Source organism: Sphingopyxis sp. LC81 (assembly GCF_000756375.1).
Taxonomy (GTDB): domain Bacteria; phylum Pseudomonadota; class Alphaproteobacteria; order Sphingomonadales; family Sphingomonadaceae; genus Sphingopyxis.
Map to the genome: position 1 here is coordinate 25,622 of NZ_JNFD01000019.1, position 21,055 is coordinate 46,676.

The 21,055-nt window shown below is 66.1% G+C and carries 14 protein-coding genes; 6 read left to right on the forward strand and 8 right to left on the reverse strand.

Annotated elements, in window-relative coordinates; all coding sequences use genetic code 11:
- Nucleotides 1-43: 43 nt before the first annotated feature.
- The 4 genes from FG91_RS10075 to FG91_RS10090 are packed head-to-tail and all read right to left on the reverse strand — an operon-like array spanning nucleotide 44 to nucleotide 1,502.
- Nucleotides 44-535, reverse strand: a complete 492-nt coding sequence (locus FG91_RS10075; protein WP_037514653.1) for an arsinothricin resistance N-acetyltransferase ArsN1 family B — start codon at nucleotides 533-535, stop codon at nucleotides 44-46.
- Nucleotides 532-852, reverse strand: a complete 321-nt coding sequence (locus FG91_RS10080) for a YbjQ family protein (protein ID WP_037514654.1) — start codon at nucleotides 850-852, stop codon at nucleotides 532-534. Before FG91_RS10080 ends, FG91_RS10075 begins: the two co-directional genes overlap by 4 nt.
- 23 nt (nucleotides 853-875) lie before the next feature.
- Nucleotides 876-1,118 (reverse strand): DUF2312 domain-containing protein, encoded by a 243-nt coding sequence (locus FG91_RS10085; protein ID WP_037514655.1) that lies wholly within the window; start codon nucleotides 1,116-1,118, stop codon nucleotides 876-878.
- 54 nt (nucleotides 1,119-1,172) lie between these two features.
- Nucleotides 1,173-1,502, reverse strand: a complete 330-nt coding sequence (locus tag FG91_RS10090; RefSeq protein WP_037514656.1) for a DUF1244 domain-containing protein — start codon at nucleotides 1,500-1,502, stop codon at nucleotides 1,173-1,175.
- 118 nt (nucleotides 1,503-1,620) lie between these two features.
- Here FG91_RS10090 and pyk point away from each other — a divergent pair, with 118 nt between their 5' ends.
- The 6 genes from pyk to FG91_RS10120 all read left to right on the forward strand — a co-directional run bounded on the left by pyk (nucleotide 1,621) and on the right by FG91_RS10120 (nucleotide 10,444).
- A complete protein-coding gene (gene pyk / locus FG91_RS10095) occupies nucleotides 1,621-3,075 on the forward strand; it encodes a pyruvate kinase (protein WP_037514658.1) in 1,455 nt (484 codons plus the stop codon).
- A 198-nt stretch (nucleotides 3,076-3,273) separates the two neighbouring features.
- On the forward strand, nucleotides 3,274-4,047 hold the full coding sequence (locus FG91_RS10100; protein WP_037514659.1) for an arginyltransferase: 774 nt from the start codon (nucleotides 3,274-3,276) through the stop codon (nucleotides 4,045-4,047).
- A 234-nt stretch (nucleotides 4,048-4,281) separates the two neighbouring features.
- A complete protein-coding gene (locus FG91_RS10105) occupies nucleotides 4,282-6,717 on the forward strand; it encodes an NAD(P)-binding domain-containing protein (RefSeq protein WP_037514660.1) in 2,436 nt (811 codons plus the stop codon).
- A complete protein-coding gene (locus FG91_RS10110; protein ID WP_037514662.1) occupies nucleotides 6,717-7,598 on the forward strand; it encodes a hypothetical protein in 882 nt (293 codons plus the stop codon). Before FG91_RS10105 ends, FG91_RS10110 begins: the two co-directional genes overlap by 1 nt.
- A 16-nt stretch (nucleotides 7,599-7,614) precedes the next feature.
- Nucleotides 7,615-9,549, forward strand: a complete 1,935-nt coding sequence (locus FG91_RS10115; RefSeq protein WP_037514664.1) for a cytochrome c3 family protein — start codon at nucleotides 7,615-7,617, stop codon at nucleotides 9,547-9,549.
- Between the two features lie 43 nt (nucleotides 9,550-9,592).
- Nucleotides 9,593-10,444, forward strand: coding sequence for a metallophosphoesterase (locus tag FG91_RS10120; protein WP_037514665.1), 852 nt, complete (start codon nucleotides 9,593-9,595; stop codon nucleotides 10,442-10,444).
- On the opposite strand, the gene FG91_RS10125 is transcribed toward FG91_RS10120, so the two are convergent.
- From FG91_RS10125 to FG91_RS20975, 4 genes are read right to left on the reverse strand one after another with little or no spacing between them, the layout of a single operon-like run.
- Nucleotides 10,438-11,382: a D-2-hydroxyacid dehydrogenase gene (locus FG91_RS10125; protein WP_037514666.1), complete on the reverse strand. Its 945-nt coding sequence runs from the start codon at nucleotides 11,380-11,382 to the stop codon at nucleotides 10,438-10,440. The genes FG91_RS10120 and FG91_RS10125 overlap by 7 nt on opposite strands.
- Before the next feature lie 7 nt (nucleotides 11,383-11,389).
- The gene (locus FG91_RS10130; protein ID WP_037514668.1) at nucleotides 11,390-11,746 is read right to left on the reverse strand and encodes a hypothetical protein; all 357 of its coding nucleotides are present in this window, start codon (nucleotides 11,744-11,746) and stop codon (nucleotides 11,390-11,392) included.
- A gap of 38 nt (nucleotides 11,747-11,784) precedes the next feature.
- Nucleotides 11,785-13,242 carry a cysteine--tRNA ligase gene (gene cysS / locus FG91_RS10135; protein WP_443027739.1) on the reverse strand — a complete coding sequence of 486 codons (1,458 nt, stop codon included), beginning with the start codon at nucleotides 13,240-13,242 and terminating at the stop codon, nucleotides 11,785-11,787.
- 34 nt (nucleotides 13,243-13,276) lie between these two features.
- Nucleotides 13,277-21,040 (reverse strand): hypothetical protein, encoded by a 7,764-nt coding sequence (locus FG91_RS20975; RefSeq protein ID WP_052187481.1) that lies wholly within the window; start codon nucleotides 21,038-21,040, stop codon nucleotides 13,277-13,279.
- Nucleotides 21,041-21,055 lie beyond the last annotated feature (15 nt).

The window sequence follows — 21,055 nt, forward strand, 5'->3', positions numbered from 1 at the left end:
CTGGAAGGAATCTGGAAGCGCGCGCTTACATCAGGACCGAATGTCAAAGCAACCGCTGCCACCACCCGACATCGCGCCAGCCGCCCATTTTCCAGCCGACCTCGCGGTAGATACCGATCGGCGTAAAGCCCATCGCCTCATGCAAGCCGATGCTGGCGTCATTCGGCAAGGCAATCCCGGCAAAGATGGCGTGGATATTGCGATGGGCCAAAATCGGAAACAGCGCCTCATAAAGCTGCCGCCCAATTCCGGCACGCGCAAAAGCCAGATCAAGGTAGACCGCGACATCTGCCGAGGTCGCATAGGCTTCTCGCGCGCGGTGAGGGGAGCCATAGGCGTATCCCGCGATTTTGCCTTCGACCTCCGCAACCAGCCAGCCATGTCTCACGCCATAATTCTCTATCCGGCGCGCCATTTCCGGCGCATCGGGCGGATCGCATTCGAAACTGACCCAATTGTCCGTGACATAGGGGGCGTAAATCTCGGCACATCGCGCCGCGTCGGCTGAGGTCGCCGGGCGGATGGCCACACTCACGCCAGTGTCACCGCCGTCCCGCTCGCCGACACCATCAGCATCGAACCATTCTGCCCGAGCACTTCATAGTCGAGGTCGACGCCGATCACCGCATTGCCGCCGAGGCGCGCGGCCTCGGCTTCCATTTCGCCGATCGCTTCCTTGCGCGCGCGGGCAAGGACGTCCTCATATTTGCCCGAGCGGCCGCCGACGATGTCGGTGATGCTCGCGAACAGGTCGCGGAACAAATTTGCGCCGACGATCACTTCGCCGGTGACGATGCCCAGATATTCGCGGACCGGACGGCCCTCGACATTGTTGGTGGTGGTGCTGAACATCGTCACTCTCCTGGCTGGGGGCGTCAGTCGATTCCGAGCGCCGACTTATAGACGTCGAGAATCGCTTCCATTTCCTTGCGGTCGTGGACCGGCAGTTTGCGCAGGCGAACGATCTGGCGCATGATTTTCGGGTCGTAACCCTGCGATTTCGATTCATTATAGGTGTCGCGGATGTCGTCGGCGATGCCCTTTTTCTCTTCTTCCAGACGCTCGATGCGCTCGATGAAAAGGCGCAGTTGTTCGTCGGATACGGTGGCTTCGCTCATTTTTGGCTCCGGTGATTGGGATGATGCGGCGCGAGAATCGCGCCTGGCGCGTCCCTAATCGGCTCCGGGATTTTTGGCCATGCTTTCTTCCATCCGCGCGAGCTGTTCGGGGGTGGCGGCGGTATGGTGGCGCGCCTTCCACTCCGCGGTCGGCATGCCGTGGACGATCGCGCGCCCGGCCTCCTTGTCCATGTCGCCCGCCTCCGCGATCCAGTCGCCCAGGCAGTTGCGGCAAAATCCGGCGAGCCCCATCAAATCGATGTTCGCCGCGTCGCTGCGATGCTGGAGCAGGCGGACGAGGCGGCGGAAGGCCGCGGCGGCGACCGCATCGTCGAGGCTGTCGAGCGCATCGTTACCGGTCGTCTGATCGTCGCTGCAGGACATGGTTCCTCCGTTGAATGATTGAATAGCTATACGGCGGTTGCCTTCCTATCATCAAGGCGGCATTGCCATCGTCAGCAAGCCGGCATTGCCCTAGCGTCCCCCTGTTATCGGAGCTTTTGTGGTCCAGAATTTTACTCCCCGCCAGCGCAAGGTGCGCATCCTGGCGACCCTTGGCCCCGCAAGCGCCAACCCCGAGATGATCGCCGCGCTGCATCGCGCGGGTGCCGATGCGTTTCGCGTCAATATGAGCCACGGCGATCATGCGGGTCATGCCAAGGTGATCGCGGCGATCCGCGCGCTCGAAAAGGACACCGGACGTCCGACGACGATCCTCGTCGACCTGCAAGGCCCCAAGCTGCGCGTCGGCACCTTCAAGGACGGCCCGGCCGAGCTGGTGAACGGCAAGAGCTTCACCCTCGATACCGACAAGACGCCGGGCGATGCGACGCGCGTTTACCTGCCGCACCCCGAATTGTTCGCGGCGCTCGAAGCCGGCACGCGCTTGCTCATCGACGACGGCAAGCTGGTGCTGCGCGTGAAGAGCGTCGCGCCGGACAAGATCGAGACGGTGGTCGAGGTCGGCGGCAAGATTTCGGACCGCAAGGGCGTCAATGTGCCCGACGTCGTCGTGCCGCTCGCGGCGCTGACCGAAAAGGACCGCAAGGACCTGACCTTCGCGCTCGAACAGCATGTCGACTGGATCGCGCTGTCGTTCGTGCAGCGTCCCGAGGACGTCGCCGAGGCGCGCACGCTGATCGGCGGCAAGGCGGCGTTGCTGGTGAAGTTCGAGAAGCCGTCGGGCGTGCAGCGGATCGAGGAAATCCTTGAGCTTGCAGACGCGGCGATGGTTGCGCGCGGCGACCTGGGGGTCGAACTGCCGCCCGAGGCCGTGCCGCCGCTTCAGAAAAAGATCGTCGCGACCGCGCGCCGCATGGGCAAGCCGGTCGTCGTCGCGACGCAGATGCTCGAATCGATGATCGTCTCGCCGTCGCCGACGCGCGCCGAAGTGTCCGACGTCGCAACCGCTGTCTATGACGGGGCGGACGCGATCATGCTGTCGGCCGAAACCGCAGCGGGCGCCTTCCCGGTCGAGGCGGTGACGATGATGGATTCGATCGCGCGTTCGGTCGAAAGCGACCCCGATTATTTTCGCCGTCTGCATTTCACCGAGACCGCGCCCGACGCGACGACCGCCGATGCGCTGGCCGAGGCGGCGGGCAGCATCATTACGACGATCGCCGCCGATGCGATCATCTGTTTCACCGCATCGGGTTCGACCGCGCGCCGCGTCGCGCGCGAGCGGCCGGGTGCGCCTTTGCTGGTGCTCACGCCGAAGCGCGAGGCGGCGCGGCGTATGGGCCTGCTGTGGGGCGCGCATGCCGTGCCGACCAAGGACATCGGCAGCTTCGAAGAGATGATAGCCAAGGGTAAGCGCATGGCGCTGCGCCACGGCATCTGCAAGGCGGGCGCGAAGCTGGTGATGATGGCGGGGGTTCCGTTCGGCACCCCGGGGTCGACCAACGTGCTCCACGTGGCGACGCTCACGGGCGACGAGCTGCGCGGCTACAGTTAGGATTCGGACCCTAGTCGATTCAAATCGGCACAAAAGTTACCGGCTGATTCACAAAATTTTCGGGTTGATTCAGTTCGGGACGTTTAAAAATGGTAAATGGACTTTGCACCATTGACGCTGCGCGGCATAGTTGGTGCAAGTAGCGCGTCGGACCCGCGTCGGGGGGCTCCGCATTCGCCAGTCCGGAGGTTTTCCCGCGTGTCCGCACCGTTCCGTTTTCCGCGCTTTTTTGTCACCAGCCCGGCGCCTTGTCCCTATCTGGCGGGCAAGACCGAGCGCAAGGTGTTCACCGAGCTCAGCGGCAACTCGGCGAACGAGCTGAACGATGCGCTCGGCCGCATCGGCTTCCGCCGCAGCCAGTCGGTCGCCTATCGCCCGAGCTGCGCCGATTGCTCGGCCTGCGTGTCGGTACGCGTCTGCGCGACCGAATTCACGCCCAGCAGCTCGCAGAAACGCAACCTGCGCCGCAACGGCGACCTTGTTGCCACCGCGTGCAAGCCGTGGGCGACCGAAGAGCAATATGCCCTCCTGCGCTCCTACCTGGGTTCGCGCCATCCCGATGGCGGCATGGCCGATATGGACGAGCAGGATTTCGCCGACATGGTCGAGCAGACCCCGGTCGATAGCTATATGATCGAATATCGCGAGCCGACCGCGGATGGCAGCAAGGGCCGTCTCGTCGGTTGCTGCCTGACCGACCGGCAGGGCGACGGGCTGTCGATGATCTACAGCTTCTTCGACGCGGCGCATCCGATGCGTGAGGGGCTCGGCACCTATATCATCGCCGACCATGTCCAGCGCGCGGCGCGGGCGGGACTTCCCTACGTCTATCTCGGTTACTGGATCGAAGGGTCGGCGCGCATGGCGTACAAGGCGCGCTTCCGTCCGCTCGAAAAGCTCGGCCCCGATGGATGGTCGCGCTTCGAGCCGACCCAGTCCGAACGTATTGCCGCGATGTTCGAGCTCGCCTGATCGCACCGGCTGCCCGTTGTTGAGAATGGCTCGCAACGGCTGGTTTCTCGCCTCCACTGGTTGACCTTTCCTCGCTTTCAAGGGCATAGCTTTGCGCCCAGGACATAAGTCCGGGTCGCATCCGTTATGAATTCGCCGGGGGGGCTGGCGACAGGGGGAAAGGATGCCCGTGCGCGCGTTCAGCATCACGGTTAGTGACAGCAGGTGCGGCTCCGGCCGTGCGATGGCGCGCGCATGAGCGATCCGGTCAAGGTTGCGATCATCGGGTCGGGTCCCGCGGGGCTCAGCGCCGCGTCGCGCGCCGCGCAGCTCGGGCTCAGCCACATATTGCTCGAAAAAACCGACCATCTGTCGGACACCATCTTCAAATATCAGAAGGGCAAGCGTGTGCTCGCGACCCCCGAGCGGCTCGACCTGCGCTCCGACTGCCGTTTCGCCGAGGGCGCGCGCGAATATATCCTCGGCAATTGGGACGAGGACGCCGCGAACAACAAGGTGAATGTGGCGTATCACGCCGAGGTTGCCGAAGTGACCGGCGAAAAGGGCGCGTTCGCGATCAGGACCGCGAAGGGCGACGTCTACACCGCAGAGAATATCGTGCTCGCGATCGGGACGCAGGGCAATCCGAACCGGATGCGCTGCGAGGGCGCCGACCTGCCGCACATCATCTATCAGGTCGACGATCCCGAGGATTTCAAGGACAAGCATATCACCGTCGTCGGGTCGGGCGACGCGGGGATCGAAAATGCGCTCGGTGTCGCCGAGGAAGCGCTTGAGAACACCGTCACCATCCTCAATCGCTCAAAGGATTTCGCGCGCGCCAAGGCGAAGAATGTCGCCGACATGACCGAGGCGGGCGAAAATGGCTTCATGTCGATCCGCACCGAAACGCAGCCGAAGAAGGTCGAGCCGGGCTGGCTGACGCTCGAAACCCCGACCGGCGAGGAGCGGATCGAATGCGACATCATCGTCGCGCGATTGGGCTCGGTCGCGCCGCGCGGCTTCGTCGAATCGATGGGGATCGAGTTCACCGGTCCCGATCGGGAGGCTTTTCCGAAATTATCGCCGACATTCGAGACGACGGTGCCCGGCCTCTATGTCATCGGCGCGCTCGCGGGTTATCCGCTGATCAAGCATTGCATGAACCAGGGCTATGACGTCGTCGAGTTCCTGAACGGCAACAAGGCGCTGACCCCCGCCGACGAAAAGGATCTCGCGGCGATCTTCGCGGGGTTGCCGCAGCAGAAATCGGTCAGCGAGTGGCTCGAATATCTGCGCACGCGCATCCGCATCTTCGCCGATGTCTCGCCGCTCCAGATGCGCGAATTCATGCTCGATTCGAAGGTCGCCTTTTATTCGAAGGGCGACATCGTGTTCGAAAAGGGCGAGCCGGGATCGTCGCTGTTTGCGATCGCCGACGGCCATGCGGTGGTCGAGGTCGGCCCCGATTTCTCCGTGCCGATCGAGGAGGGCTCGATCTTCGGCGAGGTCGGTCTGATTTCGGGCCGCAAGCGCGGCGCGACGATCCGTGCCGGCGAAGACAGCATCTTCGTCGAAGTGTCGCGTACCGCGGCGCTCAAGCTGATGGCGGCGGTTCCGGGCGCGAAACGCGTGATCAACCGCATCTCGCTCGAACGCCAGCTGCTGCAGATCTTCAAGGGCGGGCTGACGGTCGAGGATCTCGAACCGATCGTCGAGGACCCCGCGATCGAACGCGTCCCCGCGGGCAAGGTCGTGCTCGCCGAGGGCGACGAGGGCGACGATGTCTATGTCATCCGATCGGGGTCGATGGTCGTCGAGAAGGATATTGGCGGCAAACCGATCTTCCTGCGCTATTTGCCCGCCGGCAGCTTCTTTGGCGAAATGGCGGTGCTCAGCGGCGCGCCGCGCAACGCGACGGTGAAGGCGGCCGTCGCAAGCGAGGTCATCAAGCTCAAGGGTGACGCATTCAAGGCGATGCTCGCCAAGCGGCCGCAGGTGCGCGAAGCGACCGAGGCCGCGGTCGCCGAACGCGCGGCGATGAACAGCTTCATCGAATCGCGGAAAGCGAGCTATTCGAGCGCGGTCGATCTCTATTCGGACACCGCCAGCTTCATCATGAAGGAGGGGCTCGGCGAGGCGACCGACGCGCTCTTGATCGACGAGAATCTGTGCGTTGGCTGCGACAATTGCGAAAAGGCCTGCGCTGACAGCCATGAAGGCCTGTCGCGGCTCGACCGCGAGGCGGGCAAGACCTTCGCCCACCTCCATGTGCCGACGAGCTGCCGTCACTGCGAGCATCCGCATTGCATGGCCGATTGTCCGCCGAACGTCATCCACCGCGGCCCCGACGGCGAGGTGTTCATGGAGCCGGGGTGCATCGGCTGCGGCAATTGCATGCGCAATTGCCCCTATGGCGTGATCCGCATGGAGGCCGCGCCGCCCGAGAAGCCGAGCCTGCTGCGCTGGCTGCTCACGGGCTTCGGTCCCGGCCCGGGCGAGCCATCGCCCAAATGGACCAAGAAGCAATTGGGCGACGAGAAGCCCAAGAAAATCGCGGTCAAATGCGACATGTGCAAAGGCATTTCGGGCGGCCCCGCGTGCGTGCGCGCCTGTCCGACCGGCGCGGCGATCCGCGTTTCGCCTGAAGAATTCCTGTCGATCGCGCGGCTTCAGGAAGACGCCGACTGATGGCAAGCCTCTTCCAGCGCCGCCGCACCAAGGCGACCCAGACCGAGCGCGTTCGCGAGCGGAGGCATGAAGGTTTTCTGCGCTACGCGGGGTTTCGCTGGGCCAAGATTTCGGGCGCGCTCTGCTTCCTGGTCATCGTTTCCTACGCGCTGGTCGACGTGACGCCGCGGCATAATGGCGGCAGCTGGTACGGCTATACGCTCGGCACGATCGGCGCCGCGCTGATCCTCTGGCTCACCGCATTGGGCTATCGCAAGCGCAAGATGACGAGCGATTACTGGTCGCTCAAGGCATGGACCTCGGCGCATGTCTATCTCGGGCTCAGCCTGATCGTCATCGGTACCTGGCACACCGGGTTCCAGCTCGGCTGGAACGTCCATACGCTCGCGTGGGCGCTGATGATGCTCGTGATCCTGTCGGGGCTCTATGGCGTCATCGCCTATGCGACCTTGCCGACGGCGCTGTCGAACAACCGCGACGAGATGACGCAGATGCAGATGCTCGAGGCGATCCGTGCCTTCGATCGCCAGCTGCACAGCGCGGCGCAACCGCTGACGCCCGCCGACACCGCGCCGGTGCTCGCGGCGCTCGACGAGGATCCGTTCGCGGGCGGCATCGGCGCGCGATTGTCGGGCCGCTATCCGAATTGCGCGACTGCGGCGGCGCTGCGCACGCTGTCGGTCTCGAACGGCAGCGACCGCGAGGCGCGCGAGAAGGTTGTCGGGCTGCTTAAGCAGAAGGAAGCCGCTCTGACGCGCCTGCGCCGACATCTTCGCATCCGCGGGCTGCTCGAAATCTGGCTCTATGTGCATGTGCCGCTGACCTTTGCGCTGATCGCGGCGCTGTCGGCGCACATCATCAGCGTCTTCTTCTACTGGTAAGGCGGGGAGGAGAACCATGAGCTTCATCCTGCGCCGTATTTCGACGACGAAGACCGGCAAACAGATCATTCGCGATACGGCGCTGCCGGGCGACATGATCACGCTCGGGCGCGAGGGCAGCAACGTCATCCACGTCGCCGATCTCGCGGTGAATCCGCAGCATGCGACGATCAGCAGCGCGGACGGGCGCCACGTCCGCGTGCGGGCGAGCGAAGGGCTGGGGTTCGATTTCAACGGCCGCACCGTCGATGCGGCGGACGTCGACAGCGCCGCGGGTGCCGAGCTGCGCTTCGGCGGCCACCGGCTGACCATCGCGCGCGAAGGCGATGCCATTATCCTGCTCGTCGAGCGGATCGACGAGCTGTCGCAATCGTCGAAGGATGTTGATGAGGTAAAGGCCTTTTCGCTGCAGGGTGTCATGCTCGGCAAGCGCATGGGGGCGTGGCTGTTCGGCCTGCTGATGCTGCTCGCCTTCCTGATCGGGCCGATCTGGGCGTGGTACAGCTACAAGAATGTGAATGAGCGCCCCGATGGCTATCATGCCGACAGCGCATGGCTCTCGGGCCCGTTATCGAGCGCACATGCCAGCCTGAAGAACGACTGCCAGTCGTGCCATGTCGAACCGTTCGTCGCGGTGACCGACAAGGCGTGCGTCGGCTGCCACACCGGCGAGCACAAGGCGATGAGCATGGCGCACGCGGGTGCGCCGACCGCAATGCTGCTCGCCGCGCGCCACCCGCCGGGGGTGGGTGAGAAGATTCTCGATGGCTTTGCCAAGACCTTCAACAAACCGCAGGGGCGCTGCGTCGAATGCCATACCGAGCATGAGGGCGCGGGGCCGATGCCGGCGACGCCGCAGAAATTTTGCGCCGATTGCCATGATGGTATGTCGGCGCGATTGAAGACCGCCGGGCATCCGACGACGCTCGCCGATGCCGCCGATTTCGGCACGAGTCATCCCGAATTCCGCCCGCTCGTGCGTCCCGCGCCGGGCGGCAAGCTGGTGCGCACGACGCTGGCCAAAGGCACCGTCGACTATAACGGCCTCAAATTCCCGCACGACATGCATTTGCAGGCGACCGGCGGGGTCGCGCGCATGGCGGCGAGTTTCCGCGGCCGCTACGATTTCGGCAAGAAGCTGGAGTGCGCGAACTGCCACCGCGTCGAGGCCGATGGGGTGCGCGTCAAGCCGGTCGAGATGGAGCGCGACTGCGCGATGTGCCACAGCCTTGCCTTCGAAACCGTCGGCGGGGTGACGCGGACTTTGCGCCATGGCGAGCCCGACCAGGTCGTCGCCGATCTCACCGCCTATTACCGCTCGACCCCGCCCGGGCGACCGCTCCAGCTTGGCGGCATGCAGCGGCGGCGTCCGGGCGCCTATGCCGAGGGGCAGGTTTACAACATCTATTTCAACGAAGTCGCGACACGGCCCAGCCGTGCGCAGGATGCGGTGCGCGCGGTCTTCTCAAAGGGCGGCGCCTGTTACGACTGCCACACGATCTTTGCGCCGCAGGCGGGCAACAGCTGGCGGGTCGCGGCGGTCAGCCAGACGCCGCGCTACCTGCAAAAGGGCTGGTTCGACCATGACGCGCATAAGGAAACCGAATGCGCCGACTGTCATACCGCCGCGCCGGCATCGAAAGCCTCGACCGACCTGCTCGTGCCGGGGCTGCGTCAGTGCCGCGATTGCCATGTCGGTGAGGGCGGGGCGCGCGTCGTAAAGGTCGAAACCGCGACCGAATCGCCCTGCGCGATGTGCCACGAATATCATTCGGACGGCGGCAAACCGTGGATGCCGCCGCGCAGAGCCAAGAAAAACACCGCCGCAATCACAAATAAACCTCTTGCTGCTACCTATAGTGTGAGCATGATCACAGGAACCGGGGGGCGGGGCCTTTACGATGTGACGTGGCGCACACCTCCCTTGCACGGGGCAAGGCGGGGCGGGTGAGGTTTTATGGGTCGGGACCAGCCGACCGGAACGGGGGACGGATATGCTGATCGCGCAGATCACAGATATCCATATCGGGTTCGATCCGGACAATCCGGCCGAATATAACCGCAAGCGCCTCGACGAGGTGCTCGACGTGCTGATCGAGGGGCCGAACCGGCCCGACTTGCTGCTCGCGACCGGCGATCTTTCCGATCGCGGCGACGACGACAGTTATCGCCGCCTCGCGACCGCCTTTTCACGCTGCCCCTTTCCGGTGTGGCCGAGCGTCGGCAACCATGACCTGCGCGACAATTTCCATGCCCGCTTTCCGGGTCTCGACGATGGCAACGGTTTCGTTCAGTACACGATCGAACTCCCCGAACTGCGGCTGGTGACGATCGATACGCTGGAGGAAGGGCGCCACGGCGGCGCATTTTGCGACCGGCGCGCCGCCTGGCTCGACGCCGAACTGGCGAAGGATAGCGCCAAGCCGACCTATATCGTCATGCACCATCCGCCGATCGAAAGCGGGATCGAGTGGATGAACACCGACCCGGACGAGCCGTGGGTCGCGGTCTTCACCGACGTCGTGCGGCGGCATCCGCAGGTTCGCGGACTGATCTGCGGCCATCTCCACCGCAGCGTCACCGTCGCATGGGAAGGCCGCACCATTGCGATCTGTTCGTCGACCGCGCCGCAGGTCTCGCTCGACCTGAGGCCCATCGACGAGAACAAGCCCGATGACCGGCCGATGATCGTCGCCGAAGATCCCGCTTATGCGCTCCACCGCTGGAACGGGCGTGAACTCGTCAGCTTCTACGATCACGCCGGCGCGCACACGATGCTCGCCAAATATGACGAGCGGCTCCAACCGCTGGTGCGCGAATTGAAGGCCGAGCGGCCGCGTCAGTAGCCGAGCGTCAAATCCACCCGCGGCTCGACCGCCTCGCCCTTTTTCCACCGGTCCAGATTTTCGAGGAAGCGCTGCGCCGATCGGACGAACATTTTGTCCTGCGCGCGGCCCGACAGGTGCATCGTTATATGCGCATTGTCGAGGCTCCACAGCGGATCGTCCGAGGGGAGCGGTTCGGGCGTCGTGACGTCTAGGAAGGCGGAGGCGATCTGCTGCGCATCGAGCGCCGCGACCAGCGCGGCCTGATCGACGACGCTGCCGCGCGCGATGTTGATGAGCGTCGCCGTCGGCTTCATCGCGGCGAGCTCCGCCGCGCCGATCATGCCGTCGGTTTCGGGGGTCGCGGGGACCGCGAGGATCACCCAGTCGAACGCACCGAGCTGCGCGCGCCACTGGTCGGGCGTTAGCGTATTCGGCCCCGGTGAACGGCGGACGACGGTGACATCGACCGCGAACGCCTTCAACCGTTCCTCGATCAGCTTGCCGATCGCGCCATAGCCGAGCAGCAGCGCCCTCGACCCGAACAGCTCGACCTTGCCCGGCGAGTCCATCAGCCATTCGCGGCGTTCCTGCGCACGGACGACATCGCGGTAGCCCTTGGCGACAGTGAGCATCCCCATCACGACATATTCGGCGATGGTGATCGCGTTGATCCCGGCGCCGTTGGTCAGGACGGTGCCGCGCTCGCGCAGCAGGTCCAGCGGCATGCCGTCGACCCCGGCATAGATCGAATTGAGCCATTTGAGCCCGGTCGCGGCGGTGATGACCGCGGCCATGTCCTTCTTGTCGTACATGTCGAACCAGCCGATCTCGGCCTGCGGCGCGAGTTCGAGCGCCTCTTCCTTCGACGCGAAGAATTTGGGTTCGATCCAGTCGGGCAGCCGGTTTTCGACAAGCGGACGGATCAAGCCCGAAAGGACGGTGACGGTCTTGGTCATGATTTTCCTACTGCTGAAATGCGTGCCAGCCCGCCCAGGCGAGCGGGACGAGGCCGATGAGATCGACGAGCGCGATGGTGCCGAGCGCCGCGGGGCGCCCGTAGGACTGGTAGAGAAACAGGAAGCTGAGCATCGAGATCGCGGCGAGCAAGGTCGCGAGCTTGCGGCCGCCGGGGTCGAACGCCGCCCACACGCAGGCGACGAGCACCGCGAAGAACAGCGCGGCGCGGTGGTGCATCAGCAGAAAGAGCGGGCTGTCCGATGCGATACCGTAGAGCCGCGTGATCAGCGCCGGCCGGAACAAAGCCAGCGCCGGGATCAGGTGGACAAGGCCGACGAGCAGCCAGCAGATCAGTTGCGACATGCAACGAGGCTAGCAGCCCGCGGGCCTGCGACAAGCCTCTAATTGGCGCCGGGTTGCCAGTCCCATCCGAGCGGGTCGCCGTCCATTACGTCAACCCCCGCGGCGACGAGTTCGTCGCGCAGCGCATCGGATGCGGCAAAATCCTTGGCGGCGCGGGCGTCCTTGCGGCGCGCGAGCGTCGCTTCGATCTCGTCCTCGCCGATCGTCGCGGTCTTGGGACGGACGCGCAGGTCGGAGCGCGCGGTCGTCAGCAGGTTAAGGCCGAGGACGGCATCCATAGCGGCGAGCGCCGCTCGCTTCTGGCCCGCGTCGATCTTTTTCATCGCCGCCGTTTCTTCGAGCAGCGTGAGCGCGACGGGCGTGTTGAGGTCGTCCGACATCGCCGCGTCGAACTTTGCCAGCAGATCGGTGACGCGGCGGTCGGTCGGCGCCGCCGCTTCCGCGTCGCGCGCCGACGCCGCTGCCATTACGAGCCGCTTGAGCCGCGTCAGCGCGGCGCCAAGACCGTCCCAGCTGAACTCCAGCTCGCTGCGATAATGCGCCTGCAGGCACATCAGGCGATAAGCGAGGGGGTGGTAGCCCTTGTCGATGAGGAGCTGGATGCGGAGGAATTCGCCGCTCGACTTCGACATCTTGCCGCTGCGGTCGACGAGGAAGTTATTGTGCATCCACATCCGCGCGCCGCTGGCGTCGCTGCAGCCGTGCGCCTGATTCTGCGCGATCTCATTCGGATGGTGGATCTCGCGATGGTCGATGCCGCCGGTGTGGATGTCGAACGGGAAGCCGAGCAGCGCTTCGGACATCACCGAGCATTCGAGGTGCCAGCCCGGCGCGCCGCGGCCCCACGGTGAGTCCCACTCCATCTGGCGCGTCTCGCCCGCGGGGGTCTTGCGCCAGATCGCGAAGTCGGCCGGATGACGCTTGCCGTCGACGGGGTCGATGCGGCTTTCGCCTTCATCGGTGCCGTGGCGCGCGAGGCGGCCGTAATCGGCGACCGTCGTGGTGTCGAAATAGAGGCCGCCCTCCAGCTCGTAGCAATGCTTGCCGGCGATCGTCTTGGCGAATTCGATCATCGCCGGAACATAATCGGTGGCGATCGACCAGTGCGCGGGCTGTCGGATATTGAGCGCCTTCACGTCGGCCCAATAGGCCTCGGTATAATGTTTCGCGATGTCCCAGATCGACTGCGCGCGCTCGGCCGCCGCCTTTTCCAGCTTGTCCTCGCCCGCATCGGCGTCGTCGGTCAGATGGCCGACGTCGGTGATGTTGATGACGTGGGTGAGCTTATAACCCTTGTACGACAGTGTGCGGCCGAGCGTGTCGGCGAAGACATAGGCGCGCATGTTGCCGATATGCGGATAGTTGTAGACCGTCGGCCCGCACGAATAGACACGCGCCTCGCCGGGGTGGACGGGCTCGAACGGTTCGAGGCTGCGCGTCAGGCTGTTGAACAGCTTGAGCGGGGAGGCGGGGGCGGCGGTCATAACCGCGCCCATGCCTTGCTCCGCCCGCCGGCGTCAACCGAAAGCCTTATTGCTGCGGCGGCGTCCACAGATCGTCATTGCCCGCGCCGGTCACCGGATCGTCGAGCAGCGGCTCGCCGGTCATCGGATCGATATCGCGCATCGTGATCAGCGGCTGCGGGAAGTTATTGCCCTCGCCGCGCCCGTCATCTTCGACCTCTTCGTCGATGATATCCTGGACCGGGAAATTGGTCTCGAAATCGAAGTTCACGGTCGTGCAGCCGCTCGGACTGGCGATAAGGCAGCCGTTGAAGGTCGACCGGCGATCATAGCTGCCGACGACCGGCGCTGCGCCATTGATCGTCAGCAGCGGGACCGTGTCGATGCCGGTGATCTGCCCGCCCGCGCCAAGCTGTACCCCGTTGATGACGATGCGCGACGTTCCTTGCGTCCGCACGTCGAGCCCGCCGGCGCCGAAGGTCAGCCCGCGGCGCTGCGCGAAGTCGGTGCCCGCGCCGCTGTTCTGGACATAGAAGCCGCCGACGACGTTGGCGCGGATGCCGCGTGCGAACAGCGCGCCCTCGTCGAGCGTGACGCCGTCATTCTGGCCGAGGCGCGTATTGATCGCGTCGGTCGTCGTCGCCGCGCCAACCGCGGTAATGGCGGCCTCGGTCGCGACGATGATGTCGTCCGATGCCATGTTGAGCTGTCCGCCCGGCGCATTGTTTGCCCCGAGCAACCGGACGCTGCCCCGGCCGAGGATGACTTCGAGCGCATCGCCCGCCGCGAGGTTGAGCGCGTTGGTGTCGGTCAGGCCCGTCAGCTGGACATTGCCGATTACGCGCATCTTGCCCGGGGTGCGGATCGTCAGCGCGCCATTGGCACCCAGATTCGAATTCGACGCACCGCCGGTCATGGTGAAAGTGTCGACGACGACGTCGGGCGGGGCGGCCGACCCGACCGAAAGGGAGCCCGCTGTCTGTACCTCGGGCGCGAAGATTTCGATCTGTGTGCCATAGAGGCGCGTCATCTCGTCGGCACTGAGATGATAGCTGCCGGGCGACCCGGTGCCGCCGACGAAGGTCTGGTTGGCGCTGTTATTGTTGGCGACCGACAGTTGTTGGGTAACTCCCGCGGTGCCGACGCGCCCGGCCGAGCTGATATCGATCGCGCCCGACGCGAGCGAGATCGATTGCCCCGTAACGACGCCGTTGATGCCGAGCGACGTCCGCGCCGTCGCGGCGAGGTTGCCCGCGACGGCCACGCCGCCGAGCGTCAGCGAACCGCTGGTATTTTCAAGCGTGGCATTGGCCGCAGTGAGGCTGCCGATGGCCATCGTCGCGCCCTGTGTGCGGAGGTCCGCGGCACCTGCCACATTGGCGTTGCCGACCGTCAGGTTGCCGGTTCCCCGGACATAGGCGTCGCCGACATCGGTCGTGAGCGCCGCGAAATTCATCCCGCTCCCGCCTTCGATGCGGATCGCATTGGCGCTGGCATTGATGGCGCCCGAGGCGGCAAGGGCGCCGACCCGGACATTGCCGTTGCCGCTATCGAGGCTGGTCGTGCCGAGGGCCGTGACGGTGTTGACGTCGATACCGTTTGCGCCGGTCAGTGCGACATTCTGGCCCTCGACCGCGGTGATGCCGATCGCCGTCGTTGCGGTCAGCGTCGCATTGCCGAGCGCGCGGACGCCGCCGCCCGATATGCCCGCGGACGAATTGACGACGACATCGCCGTCGGCGCTCAGCGTCGGAAGCGCGGAGCCGCCGGGGCTGGTGAGCGCCGCGAGCGTCACGCCCTGCGCGGTGATCGTCGCATTGCGTCCCGCCGCCACGGCGCCGGTCAGACTGGCGACACCCGCCGCGTCGACCACGACGTCGCTGAAGGCACCCAGGCCTGCGAGCGTCGTTGCGCCACCCTGCGTGCGGATGCTGCTGTCGCCGCCCGTGGTGCCGAGACCGAGCGTCGTCGCGCCGTTGACCGCGATACTGTTCGCGGCGTTGAGCAGGATGTCGTCGCCGGCCGACAGCGTCGCCGCGCCGATCGCGCCGGCGGTCGACGCCATCACGATGTCGGCGCCGTTGATGCCTTGCGATCCTTCGCCGGTGCCGATGGTAAAGGTCGGGCTGCCCGACGTCGTCGAGAAATCGAGGATATGCGTGTCGGTGCCCGCGCCCGTCGTGCGGACGTTAAGCGCGTCGATATTGCCCGCGGCGCGGACGGTGATGTCGTCGCCGCCCGTGACGTCGGTCAGGCTGGCGGTCGTTGCCGCAATGACGAGGACATCTTCGCCCGCCGTGCCGCCATCGATCGATGCCGCGGCCCCGGCGTTGACGCCGAACATGCGCGCCGCCGAGCTGTCGGTCAGCGCCGCATTGCCTGCCGCGACAACGAACAGATTGCCCTCCGCTGCAATACCGTTGCGGTCGACATAACCGCCGTTCGCCTGCGCCGAGGCGTTGATATTCGCGTCCGAGTTCAGGAAGATGTTGCCGCCTGATACATAGGTGCCGGAAAGGTCAGCCGCCGAGAAGATCGAGATGTTCCCATCGACGTCGGCATTGTTCACCGCAACCGCGCCGCCGGTGCCGAAGGCGAAGAAGGACGCCGCGCCCGTGACATTGCCGGTGAGCGCGATGCTGTTGGCGAAGAGGTTGATGTCCTCGCCCGCGCTGATCGACCCGCCGCGGATGCCTTCGGCGCCGGCGGTCGTCCCGTCCGCCGAAAGCCCGACCGACAGGCCGGCGGTGATCGAATTGAAGGCGATCGACTGGCCCTGGACCTGAACAAAGCCGCCCGCGGTCGAGTTGCCGAGATCGACGGCGCCGGGCGAGGCGATCGATATGTCGCCGCCGGTGATGATCGAATTCAGCCCGGTGCGGAAGCTGGCGGCGCTTGCGGCGAAATCATTGACCGCTTCGGCATGTTCGACGCTCGCAGCGCCGCTGCCGTTGATCGCGATGTCAGTGGCATCGAGCCGATCGACACCAATCGTCGCGGCTGGGCCTTCGCCGGTCAGCGAGAGCGTGCCCCCTGCGGCGAGCAGGCTGCCCGGCGCGCCGCTGATGCTGGTTCCCGCGACGATGAACAGATCGTCGGTGGCCTCGATCGTCGGTGCCGCATTGGCCCCGCGCAGGTCATGGCGGATATCGATCTGGTCGCCCGCCTGCAGCTGCGCCGTTTCGCCAACGGTCACGCGTCCCGCGCCCTCTGCATAAAGGCCGATCGAGCCGTCGGTGCCGAGCGTCAGGCTGCCGGCTTCGATCGTCCCGCCGGTCGCGCCCAGGAAGATGCCCGCGGGCGCTGTGGCGGTGTCGTTGTTGGTCGGATTGGCGAGGCCGCGCACCTCGACGTCGAGGCTGGTGAAGGCGACTCGGCTGTCGCTACGAATTTCGACGCGGCCCGCAGTATCGCCGCTGGCAAAGATATTGGTGTTGCCAAGGTCGATCAGGCCGGGGCCGGCGTTGGTCGTCAGCGCATCGATATGGACGCGCCCGCCGGCGGTGCCCGCAAAACCGCCGTTTGTGCCGGGCAGGCTGCCACCGCCGCCGGCAAGGCCGCCGTTGCCGCCGATTCCCGACTGACCGCTGACAACGATTTCCAGAGACTCGCCGGCGGTCGTGATCGTGCCGCCGTCGGCGATCAGCCGTACCGATCCGCCGCCCCCGCCGCCGCCGAGCCCGCCATCGCCGCCGATATTGCCGGCGCCGAAATCGGCGGTGCTGCCGTTGCCACCGTTGCCGCCCGTGCCCGTGCTGCCGAGTTCCACGACGTCGCCGGCGGCCAGGCCGAGCGTCATCGTCGCGCCATCGCGCGAAATGACCTCGATCGCGCCACCCTGCGCGCCGCCGCCATCGCCGCCCGAAGGCGCGATCGCCGCCGACGAGCTGAAGCCCAAGTTGCCGTTGCCGCCATTGCCGCCGGTCGCACCGGTGACGAAATTGGCCTGCGTGACCTCGACGATCGCATTGGGGCCGTCGGCGAGGACGCTCGATGTCCCGCCAAAGGCATTGCCGCCGTTGCCGCCGCGTCCGTCGTCGGCATCGCCGCCGTCGCCGCCTTCCGCCGTCGAATCGAGACTGATCGCAAGCGTTCCGGCGTCGAAATCGTCGATGATCGCCTGCGCGATGCCGCCATAGCCATCGCCACCCGCGCCGCCGACATTGTACGCGCCGCCGAGACCGCCGGTGCCCTGCGCAACGGCGCTGACGTCGGTGATCGTGCCCGAAATCGCGGCCACCGCAATTGTCGCGCGTCCACCCCGGCCGATGCCGCCGCGGCCGCCGACGCCGACGCCGGTCGCGCTGCCCGAACTGCTCGAGAAGAAGGAGGAGCCGCCCTCGCCGCCGATGCCCGATGCATCGGCGGTCACGTTGCTCGCCGTGACCGAGCCGCCGGTCAGGTTGACGCTGGCGGTGCCGCCGGACCCGTTTCCGCCATTGCCGGGCGTTCCGGGTGGGGACCCGAAACCCCCGGTGAAGCCGCCGCCGGTGCCGCCGGTGCCATTGGCATAGGCCTCGATGACGCTCGCATCGACGACGGCGGTGCCGCCGATGTTGATGACGGCATTACCGCCGACACCCGCACCGCCGGTGCCGCCCGCGATGATGTTGGCCGGATCGTCATCATTCCCGTCCGTCCCCGAAAGGCCTTCGCCGTTCGCCGAAGCGATGATGTCGGCGGCGGTGATCGTCCCGCCCGACAGGTCGATCGTCGCAACCCCGCCAGTGCCCGTGCCCGACACGCCCTGGGCAATGCCGCCGATGCCGTCGGCGCTGATGTTCATGTCGCTGACCGAGATGTCGCCGCCCGTCTGGGTGAAGGTCGCGGTGCCGCCGGTGCCGTTGGCGCTGCCGCCGCTGGCGCCGCGGCCGGAACCGTTCGCCGACAGCTCGATGAAGCCGCCCGACAGGGTCCCGCCGCGGACATCGAGCGTGACCGTGCCGCCGCGGCCGTTTCCGCTGCTATCGATCGGACCGCCCGGGACCTCGATCTCCACCGCTGTACGGCCGTCGGCCGCGGCAGAAAGCTGGCCATAGTCGATTGCGCTGCCGGAACTGGCGGCGGTCTGGATCAGGATGGTGCCGCCGGTGCCGGTCGCGGCGATCGCTCCCGCCGTTATCGCACCCCCCGAGGTGCCGCCCGCGATCAGGTCGGCGCCGACGCCCAGGTCGAGGCGGCCGCCATCGGCGACCAGCTGGATCGTCCCGCCCGTCGCCGCGGTGCCGGCGGTGCTGCTGCCGGAAATCGCGCTGGCGTGGAGCTGGTTCGTCGAGTCGAGAGTCGCCCGGATTTCCCCACCATTGCGGGCAAACAGGTCGATCGTCCCGCCCTGCGCGGAGCCGCCCGTGCTAACGACATGGGCCGTGCTGCTGCTGGCATTGACCTGATAGACCTCGGCCACGATCGTTCCGCCGTCGGCGACGAAGTCGACATTGCCGCCGACGCCGTTGCCGGCGCTTTGCGTGACGGCGTTGGACATGTTTCCGCCCATCGCCTGGACGATGAGGCTATTGCCCGTGGTGATCGTGCCCCCCGCGGTCGCGTTGACGGCGACATTGCCGCCCGTACCCGATCCGAAATTCTCGCCGGCCGGATTTGATGGAAAGGGATTCATGCCAACCGCGAAAAGATCGATGCGGCCGCTGCTGCTGATGGTCGATCCGTTGGTCGCCGCCAACGTCACATTATTCCCGCGCGCGTTGCCCGACTGCCCCGTCGTGCCGCTGGGGCTGAGCGCGATTCCCGCCTCGGCCGATGCGGCGAGGGCGATCGACGCAAATTGCGCGGTGGCGCCGCCGTCGGCCGTCAGGCTTGCCGTGCCGCCCAGCGCATCGCCGCCGACCGAATTCTCTCCGCCCGCATCGCCGCCCCGTCCGGTGGCATTGAGCGCGAGTGCGCCTAGCGATTTGATTCCGCCATTGTCGCTGTTGATGACGAGAGCGGCGCTCCCGCCCGTTCCGTCGCCGCCGTTCAGCGTGTCGTCCGGACCGGAGAAACTTCCCCCGATGCCCAGCGCTTCGATCGATGTGTCCACGGATTCGAACGCGGTGTTCGATCCGAGGATTTCGATGCGTGCGGTGCCGCCCGTTCCATTGCCCGCCTGAGCCGGGCCGAATCCTCCACCGCCGTTTGCGTCGATCGAAACATCGGTCGTCGCGCGGAAGCTCGCGCCATCGGCGACCGTCAGCGTTGCCGTACCGCCTTGCGCATCGCCGCCCGCCGGGATGGAAATATTGGTTGGGCCGAAAGCCGACGCAGTGATGGTGACGGAGCCGCTGTCCAATATCGTGCCGGCATTTCGGACGGAAATGCTGGCATTGCCGCCGCGTGCGTCGCCCGCCTGGCCATTTGTTCCTGTATCGGCAACGGCGCTTGCGGACACCGTAATCGTCGGCGATGTCACGGTGCCGCCCGTCACGGTCAGGCTGGCCGTTCCGCCCTGGCTGTCGCCGGTTACCGTGGCGGGCTGGCTGAGCGAGGTAATCTGCAGCAGGTTGCCCGTCGTCAGCGTCCCGCCGCTGACGGCCACCGCCACGTTGCCGGCGGCGCCGACGGCACCGTTCGACCGGACGACCAGATTGCCCGTGGCCCCGCCTTGCTGACCCGTGCCGACTGTCAGCGTGGCGCCGGCGTCGCCGCTGAAAACCCCGTCACCTTCGACGAAGATGCGTCCCGCCGACGACAGCGGGGGAGGCGACCCCGGAATCTGCTGGAGCGCCTCGCCGACGAAGGTGCCGCTTGCGCGAGCCAATGTGTTGCTGCGGAACAGCGTGTCGTTGACGATAATGTTCGCGGCGGTCGCGTTTGCCGGCGCCAGATTCTGTTCGCCAGCCGTAATATTATAGCCCGCCGACAGGCGCACCGCGCCGTCGGGGTCGACCTGCGCCGACAGCGCGTCGTCATAACCGATCGCGCCCGACACGAGCATCGTCACCGCGTCATTCTTGGGAATGGCGACCATGTAGACGCGGCTGGCGTCGTTGTCGCCCTGCTGATGCGCGGGGCCGGTCGTCGTGCCGCTGTGGGTGATGACGTTGCCGCCCTCGGCGCCGACCGTCACGTTGATATCGAACAGGCCGTTCAGGGGATCGATACGAATTTCGGCCTGTTCGGCGGCGACATAGGCGGCCGAGCCGTCGACGCGCACAGCGCCTGCCTGCACGACGCGCGGGGCGACCAGCGCGACATAGCTATCGCCCGCGTTGGCCGCATCATTGGCGTTGATTGCGCCGTTGACCGTGATCGCCGACGTGCTGCCCGCCGCCCCGTTGAATCGGATCTCTCCGTCCGGACCGAACAGACCGCCCGTCGTGACGATGTCATTGGTGGTGAGGACAAGGCTGCCGACGTTGATGATGCCGGTCGCGCCGATCAGGATGCCGCCAGCATTATAGAACCAGATATTGCCGCCGCGCGGGCCGCTCGTCGATCCCACATAGCTGTTTACGATGCCATTCAGCGCGATCTGGTCGGTAAGCGAGGTGCCCGACCCGTCGACGAACCGGTTGAGAACGACATAGCCCGGCGTGTTGCCGACGAAATCCAACGTGTTGCCCGTCGGCAGGAAGTCGATCACGCCCGCGACAGGCGTGTTGGACGGTGTCCAGTCGACAATGCTTTGCGACCCGCTGACGTTGACCGTCGAGGGATTCGTGCCCGTGCCCGCGGTCGTTCCCGAAGGGAGGGTCGTGATCGTGCCCGACCCCGCGACCTGCGCCAGCGCGGGGCCGCCATAGGCGAGCGCCATCATCCCGGCGGCGATCGCGCAGCTTGTCAGCAGTCGCTGCTTGCCGGGACCGCTGGGCGAGTGGGAGGCGATGGCACGCATATCCGTTGTCCTCGA

Excerpts from the sequence above, each read along its gene's own strand:
- FG91_RS10080 (WP_037514654.1), bottom strand. The coding sequence starts at position 852 with ATGTTCAGCACCACCACCAACAATGTCGAGGGCCGTCCGGTCCGCGAA.
- FG91_RS10085 (WP_037514655.1), bottom strand. The coding sequence starts at position 1,118 with ATGAGCGAAGCCACCGTATCCGACGAACAACTGCGCCTTTTCATCGAG.
- FG91_RS10090 (WP_037514656.1), bottom strand. The coding sequence starts at position 1,502 with ATGTCCTGCAGCGACGATCAGACGACCGGTAACGATGCGCTCGACAGC.
- FG91_RS10105 (WP_037514660.1), top strand. The coding sequence starts at position 4,282 with ATGAGCGATCCGGTCAAGGTTGCGATCATCGGGTCGGGTCCCGCGGGG.
- FG91_RS10110 (WP_037514662.1), top strand. The coding sequence starts at position 6,717 with ATGGCAAGCCTCTTCCAGCGCCGCCGCACCAAGGCGACCCAGACCGAG.
- FG91_RS10115 (WP_037514664.1), top strand. The coding sequence starts at position 7,615 with ATGAGCTTCATCCTGCGCCGTATTTCGACGACGAAGACCGGCAAACAG.
- FG91_RS10120 (WP_037514665.1), top strand. The coding sequence starts at position 9,593 with ATGCTGATCGCGCAGATCACAGATATCCATATCGGGTTCGATCCGGAC.
- FG91_RS10125 (WP_037514666.1), bottom strand. The coding sequence starts at position 11,382 with ATGACCAAGACCGTCACCGTCCTTTCGGGCTTGATCCGTCCGCTTGTC.
- FG91_RS10130 (WP_037514668.1), bottom strand. The coding sequence starts at position 11,746 with ATGTCGCAACTGATCTGCTGGCTGCTCGTCGGCCTTGTCCACCTGATC.
- cysS (WP_443027739.1), bottom strand. The coding sequence starts at position 13,242 with ATGGGCGCGGTTATGACCGCCGCCCCCGCCTCCCCGCTCAAGCTGTTC.
- FG91_RS20975 (WP_052187481.1), bottom strand. The coding sequence starts at position 21,040 with ATGCGTGCCATCGCCTCCCACTCGCCCAGCGGTCCCGGCAAGCAGCGA.